This is a genomic window from Bradyrhizobium sp. P3_C3 (genome assembly GCF_056402655.1).
The window spans coordinates 1-5,870 of sequence record NZ_JBFUGY010000109.1 but is presented as its reverse complement, the minus strand read 5'-3'; the positions used below and the strand labels follow the sequence as shown (position 1 = coordinate 5,870).

8 protein-coding genes and 1 pseudogene are annotated in these 5,870 nt (G+C 59.8%); 4 read left to right on the top strand and 5 right to left on the bottom strand.

Annotation, left to right across the window (positions count from 1 at the left end):
• Positions 1-565 precede the first annotated feature (565 nt).
• The 3 genes from AC1DW2_RS43345 to AC1DW2_RS43335 form a co-directional block, all read right to left on the bottom strand.
• Positions 566-730, bottom strand: a complete 165-nt coding sequence (locus AC1DW2_RS43345; RefSeq protein WP_477009155.1) for a hypothetical protein — start codon at positions 728-730, stop codon at positions 566-568.
• Positions 731-1,340: 610 nt separating this feature from the next.
• Positions 1,341-1,601, bottom strand: a complete 261-nt coding sequence (locus AC1DW2_RS43340) for a DUF3551 domain-containing protein (protein WP_283016717.1) — start codon at positions 1,599-1,601, stop codon at positions 1,341-1,343.
• Between the two features lie 144 nt (positions 1,602-1,745).
• A complete protein-coding gene (locus AC1DW2_RS43335; protein ID WP_283016716.1) occupies positions 1,746-1,964 on the bottom strand; it encodes a hypothetical protein in 219 nt (72 codons plus the stop codon).
• A gap of 484 nt (positions 1,965-2,448) precedes the next feature.
• Between AC1DW2_RS43335 and AC1DW2_RS43330 the strand changes: the two genes are divergently transcribed.
• From AC1DW2_RS43330 to AC1DW2_RS43320, 3 genes are all read left to right on the top strand, one after another.
• Positions 2,449-2,661 carry a hypothetical protein gene (locus tag AC1DW2_RS43330; protein WP_304494803.1) on the top strand — a complete coding sequence of 71 codons (213 nt, stop codon included), beginning with the start codon at positions 2,449-2,451 and terminating at the stop codon, positions 2,659-2,661.
• A gap of 343 nt (positions 2,662-3,004) precedes the next feature.
• Positions 3,005-3,259, top strand: coding sequence for a PepSY domain-containing protein (locus tag AC1DW2_RS43325; protein ID WP_039156949.1), 255 nt, complete (start codon positions 3,005-3,007; stop codon positions 3,257-3,259).
• Positions 3,260-3,374: 115 nt separating this feature from the next.
• The gene (locus AC1DW2_RS43320; protein WP_135217200.1) at positions 3,375-3,572 is read left to right on the top strand and encodes a hypothetical protein; all 198 of its coding nucleotides are present in this window, start codon (positions 3,375-3,377) and stop codon (positions 3,570-3,572) included.
• A 36-nt stretch (positions 3,573-3,608) separates the two neighbouring features.
• Here the strand turns inward: AC1DW2_RS43320 and AC1DW2_RS43315 are convergent, their stop codons facing one another.
• Together AC1DW2_RS43315 and AC1DW2_RS43310 are read right to left on the bottom strand one after the other, a co-directional pair.
• Positions 3,609-3,986 (bottom strand): NUDIX hydrolase, encoded by a 378-nt coding sequence (locus AC1DW2_RS43315; protein ID WP_135217209.1) that lies wholly within the window; start codon positions 3,984-3,986, stop codon positions 3,609-3,611.
• A gap of 496 nt (positions 3,987-4,482) precedes the next feature.
• Positions 4,483-4,845, bottom strand: coding sequence for a hypothetical protein (locus tag AC1DW2_RS43310; RefSeq protein WP_135217202.1), 363 nt, complete (start codon positions 4,843-4,845; stop codon positions 4,483-4,485).
• A 788-nt stretch (positions 4,846-5,633) separates the two neighbouring features.
• On the opposite strand from AC1DW2_RS43310, the pseudogene AC1DW2_RS43305 reads away from it, so the two are divergent.
• Positions 5,634-5,870 (top strand): annotated as a pseudogene (locus AC1DW2_RS43305) (IS110 family transposase); the annotation flags it as partial.

Here is a 5,870-nt window from a genome sequence, read left to right as displayed (position 1 = left end):
CAGAGGTCGTCAGAGATGTAGTCGGTCGAAGGAGGGTATGGCGCAACAGTCGGCGAGACGGGGCCGGAAGAACCAGATGTACTCATCGTGCCTGGAGCACGCTTTTATGATTTGGTTCCGGTCTGCGAACTCCCATACGGGCCCGCAGCTTCATCGCTGCACCATCAGAGGCCGGACAGATGGCAGCATCCGACTACGTGCCGATCTTCTTCAAAAACCGCTTGCATCTCGCGGGGCGTCCACAGATGAGTACACGCCAGTTTCGACCAAGTGAGGCCCGCCGGTTCACGCTGGCGGGCCTAGCACTCCCGGCGCTCTAATCCGCAATTGGATCGGCAGCCGGGAGCATTGGGGCTGGAATGCATGCCCGTGCCATGTTCGCCCTCACACGGCAATGCTCGAACTTCGCGCACCGGTATTCTTACGGAATCCATTTTCGGAACGGGGTGTTCTATTAAAAGAACACCGGCGAGATTTGAGCACCAAGGTTTTTCGTAGTTCCGGGAATGCCGCAGTGGGGGCTGGAACCACGCTGCGGCTTTTCCCATTGGACCCGCGTCTCAGATCACGCGGTTCCGGCTGGCAAGCCCAAAACATCGTATTMGAAGGCGACGCCCTCCGGATCGTTTTCATCGAACCATCGTTCCGCGGCGTCCACCGTTGCGAAAACCTTGATGTGATCGATGTCGCCGACCTGCTTGGCCGTATTGACGTACACGAAGACGGTCATTGATCCCTCTTCAGCTTGCGCCGGCCCCAATGCGGTTCTTTTCCCTTCGGGTTAAACTCCAGGACGTGGTGGCGGTTCAACGCCCGTATGACCCCGATGCGGGCAAACATCGTCGGTGCGTCATGGACTGTCTCAGCCTTGTCATACCTGCTGCTATTGGCGTGCTAGCCGGTCTGTTCTTCCCCGGCCACAACAACATTGATCGGCGGAGAAGGTGACGCATTTGCCCCAGTCCGCATGAGCATAGAGAGCCCGCCGAATTCCACGCTGGCGGGCTACCCCATTCGCTCAGTGCGGAGATCTCCGACGAGTGCTAAGTTGGCACTGTGATGATCTTCAGGAATCCTCGGGCCGTCTTTGCTTTAATGGGCATTTGGGCGTGTTTCGCCCTGATGCTCTGGCTCCTTGCAAAGCTGTGGCCGGTTTTACTTGCTCTCGGTGGTTGACCCACGGCTCACGCTATCGGGAGCCTATGGGGCAATGTCAGAACGACGTAGGCTAATCCGAACCTTGGGCCGCGGAACGCGCGCGAACTACTGCGCGTCGCGGGTGTGGAAAAGCAAAGGCCCGCCGGTTCACGATGGCGGGCTGGGCGTCTCTCGCAACTGCCCTAGTAGGCGCGGCGGCCGTGCCGCCGATAAGCTGCGGGGTTTTCCACGCCCGCGAAGTATGGATTTATGGCGCACTCTGCTGCGCGGCCCGATGCCGAAGCATTGCACTGAGGCAGCGATGTGTAGCTGCAATCGTAATAGTTGGCCCCCGCGCGGCAAACGTGCAGGCAAACCGGATAGGCCGGATTATACGTCTGAGCTGCCGCCGGCTCTGTTGATGCCATCCCGATTGCCAAAATCGCCAAGGCCGGAGTACGCATTGGAACCTCCTTTCGGACATTGACAAAGCGCGCGAAGCTCCACGAGCCAGTACTTCGATCGTACCCCGCGGAGGTCGCGACTGCGCCTGACGATCGCTACCAGCCCGCTGGTCACGCTGGCGGGCCTAGCTCTCCCGGGACGCCTTAGACGACCCTAAACGCGCGGCGTAGATCGCGTGCTCTGACCTCTCGAGCGTACGGGAGTATCTCCGCAACTATGGCGTAGGCGCGCTCTCTGGGCACGCCTAGCGCGACCTTGCCCTTGATGAACTCATCGAGGCCGACCAAAAGTTTACGTTCAGCCTCTGTCATCTGCTGCTGATGAGCGTCGATTTCCTTCTTGAGTGCGCCGTCGTCAGACATCAGTGCTTCACTCTAGTGGGAGCTGTAAATACTCCGCCGGGCAAAGGCCCGCTGGTTCACTGGCGGGCCTACCACCAATAAGCAACCCCTGCCGGTTTACGACAGGGGCTGCCGCGGATGGATGGCCTGAGGCTAGCGCCGGGGGCATCTAGGTGTCACGCCAAGGACCCGCTGAAAGTCAACGCCGCTTGGCGCCTCGCAGTTAGCAGATTTGTTGAGCAGCGCGCACAAATAAGCGGCTTGTTAGACCGTGCGGGTTTGATCACGTGCACCAAGATTGAATACATGTGGTAGTTGCATCAATTGTTCTGCAGTACGCATTGCGATCACCATTCACGCTTAGCGGTTCGCCAGCTTGACCGATCGAAAAGGTCGCGCAAGCCGTGGTCCCCCGACACACGGGCTTTTTAACTCAATGGTGCTGCGCTATTTTAAAGCCATGCCGCGTAGCACAAACCGTAACCTGCCGAGATCTGCGGACCTAATGGCCGCCAAGGACGAGCTTCTTGCTGGTCGACGGATCGTCATTGCTGCTTTGGCTGGACCGCGTCTTAGCGGTAAGAAAGGCATCGTTCTTGGTCAGGGAGCAACGGCCACTCAGGTCAAGGTGCTCTTAGACGGTGCCAAGGGCTACGTGATTCTCCATGCGCGATACGTTGATCTATTCGAGGATCGATCCGCTACCGAGGGGGTCTAGAATGACCGAAATGAAGGCGCGGTACGTTGCTTGGTATGAGCGACCGGTAACCGGCCGGTTCACCGTACTGGATCTTTCACTAGATGTGCCTGCGATCGGAAAAGGCGGGAAGCCTCTGTCTGGCTTGTCGCACTCCACTGCTGAAGCAGAGGCCGATAGGGATCGTCTTTCCCGTAAGAAGGGGCCGCGTTGCCGGTTTTGACCCGAAGCCGACCATCTTGTCCCCAGGGGCCCAAAACGGAAGTCCATTCGTTTGCGTCGATCTGACACCAAGTCCGCGGGCGCGACAGAGGAACATCAATTCAGCGCGCCCGTTGAAGCCTTTCATCGAGAGGAGGCCAAAATGAAGCTTGCCACAATTCTGGTTCTCGGTTCCCTCGCCATTGGCTCAGCAGCGAGAGCAGACCAACCCGGACCTGACTGGATGCCGATGGAGCAAGTGAAGGCCAAGGTCATGGAGTCGGGCTATTCGCAGGTCACTAAGCTTGAAGCCGACGACGGCCAATGGGAGGGCGAAGGCATCAAGAACGGACAGAAGATGGAATTCCACGCCGACCCTAAGACCGGCGTGATCGTGCGCGAAAAGCCAGACCACTAGCTTTGAGAAGATGCAAGGTGGGTGGCCAGTTGTACTTTGAGCCGCCCCCTGAGGGCATTACAGTCATTGACGCATCAGCATCTGGCCCGAAACGACAATCGGGATCGCACTGCAAATGCGCACCAAGGATGTCACCAAGGCCGCCGCGCTCTACATGCTCAAGAATGGTCTTGCGAGCTATAAGGAAGTCGCCGAGCTTTCCGGTCGATCACGGCAACTCATTCGCATTTGGGGCGGGAAGGTTGGTGCACCGGGAGCCCGAAAACGATATCTGAAGAAGGTCTGGACCCGCGCTAAACGGTTGCGCGGTTGACCGCTGGGTTCGAGGCCGCAGTTGCGAGCGCGTGATCTACTTCGGAAACAACTTGTCCCGGATGTAGCGCGACGTGGGCGTGAGTCTGATGCCGCGCGGCTTGCGCCAAGCCGCTTTGTCGATCTCGTTCTTATCGCCGATCCTCAGGGGACCGGACGCCTTCTTGGCCACAAAGATCGCGTCGCTCATCTGTCGTCCGGATTGACGGTTTTTTCCCTTTACCTCTTTCCAGAGCTTCACTGGCCCAAGTTTTAGCTTCGGCAGTTCCTCGGTGATCTCGCGGCGAAGACACTTCCTCTCACTTTCACCCGCACGCTTACGGCCGCCCGGGAACGCCCAGCGCTTATCGCGCCGTCGTCGGACCAGAAGTACTCGCCCATTCTTCGCGGCGACAAGTTTCGAGGATTTAGCCATCTTCCTGCGAATCGATTTCACAATCCGGCATCAGTTTACAGCGGGGTTCGCGCCGCAGTGAAGAGCATCGTTCCCCTATGATTACGGAGCAATCGGTTTACGTCCAAGTCGCTGGTTCGCGCTGGGCCAGACGACTGGTCGCGCTGTGCGTATCGGGCGGGTGAGCGCCGAAGGCGGCTCTTGTGGACCCGCCGATGAAGTCGCCAGCGACCGTTCGGCGCTACTGCGAACGCGCTTGGGGCCGCTCACAAGGCACCTCAGTGCCGCCAGCCGTCCTTGTCGACCTCGACTCGAAAGCCTTCCGGCATACGCGGCACTTCCCCATCGCCAGCAGCGTTGCAGGCCGGACAGGGCGCCCCCGCGCCCCCACAGTTGCAGGCGCGTGGGCCTTCCCAGGGGCGGTCCGGGTGGTTCTCGCAAACCCAGCCGAGATCGTCACAGTTGGCGCACGTCGTAGCCATTGCACCGGCCGCAAGGGGCTTTTCGTCGCTGGACATCAGGCGATTCCGCGCAAGGGCAGCGCTAGCTGCATGTCGAAGCTCCTTGTGGCGTTGGCGGCGATGAAGGCTTGCAGTGCAGAAGAGACCTCGGTGTCAGTGTCAGATGCGCGCTGGGCCAGTGCGTCGGCGACGTCGGAAGTCGCATCTCGCGACCATCCCTCGACGGGATTGAAGGATACAATTCGGACCGGATAGGCGTACTGGCCGGACAGGAGATTTTGCAGGATCGTCTCGAGGTCGGTGTCAGCCTCATCCGTCTCGCGCCAGGCGCAACCGGCGCGAGCGCCGAAGTCTTCAAGCACCAGATAAATGTCGCGGTCGAGGCGGTCGGCCGGCACGATCGAGGGCGAGGAACGCATACGCTACTCCGATACTACAAGGCCGAGAGACTGCCCCGGCTGCCGGGGAGACAAAGGGATTAGGCCGGGGCCCTGCGCCCACTGTGGCAGCGAGCCAACGACGACTCAAATATTCGACTGCTCTGGTCGTTCCCCTTCAGTCAGTCCCTTTCAAGGAAGAAAAGGGCCCCAGCTCAAATGGGGATGAGCCGGGGCCTAGAGGTTACCCTCGACGAGCCTCGAGGGCGCCGGGAAAACTTGGCAAAAGCCACGATGTTCCTGGCTCGGCAGAACCCCCTCGGCCAACAAACGTCAACGGTGCAGGGGTAGCGCCAGATGCACGCCGATCGTGCGGAACGTCGCAGCAGGGCCGCAGGTGCCGGACGAGACCGGACCCTGCGGCCGAGCGGCGCGCTGTGTGAAGCAGGGGAGATTTAAGACTTGGCTAGGAACGTCTATGTTGCGCCCGGCTTGTGTTCTGCGGTGACGGTCTCGGTCCCACGAGACAGAAGCCTGTCCGGAGGCCCCAGCATCATTGCGCCCCCCCGGCCGATGCTGGGGTCTCCACGGGCAGAGGATTCAAAGATGGATCCCAATGCCAATACGGTTTTGGGCGTTCTGCTGGCGGCAGCCCTCCTTTACCTCATATTTGTGCATTAGCCGCTCGCCTGTTTCCGAGCGCGGTGGCCTAGATGCCGTAATGGGCCCTGCTCCGTGCAAGGGGGCATGATGGTGGCTGTCCCCCGATAGATGATGAAACGGGGTCACGACTTGAGTCGGCCCCAAGCATCTGGAGACGGAGGACAGCCGTGGAGAATTATGCCGGAATTGACGTGTCGTTGGAACTGTCGAGCGTATGCGTTGTGGATTCCCAGGGTAAGATCCTGAAGGAGGCGAAGGTCGCAAGCGAACCCGACGCCTTAGTCGAATTTTTCGAGACGCTTGGCTTTGCAGTGAATCGGATCGGGCTGGAGGCTGGGCCACTGTCGCAATGGCTTCATGCGGGGCTGCAAAGAGCAGGATTCGAGACGGTTCTGCTGGAAACA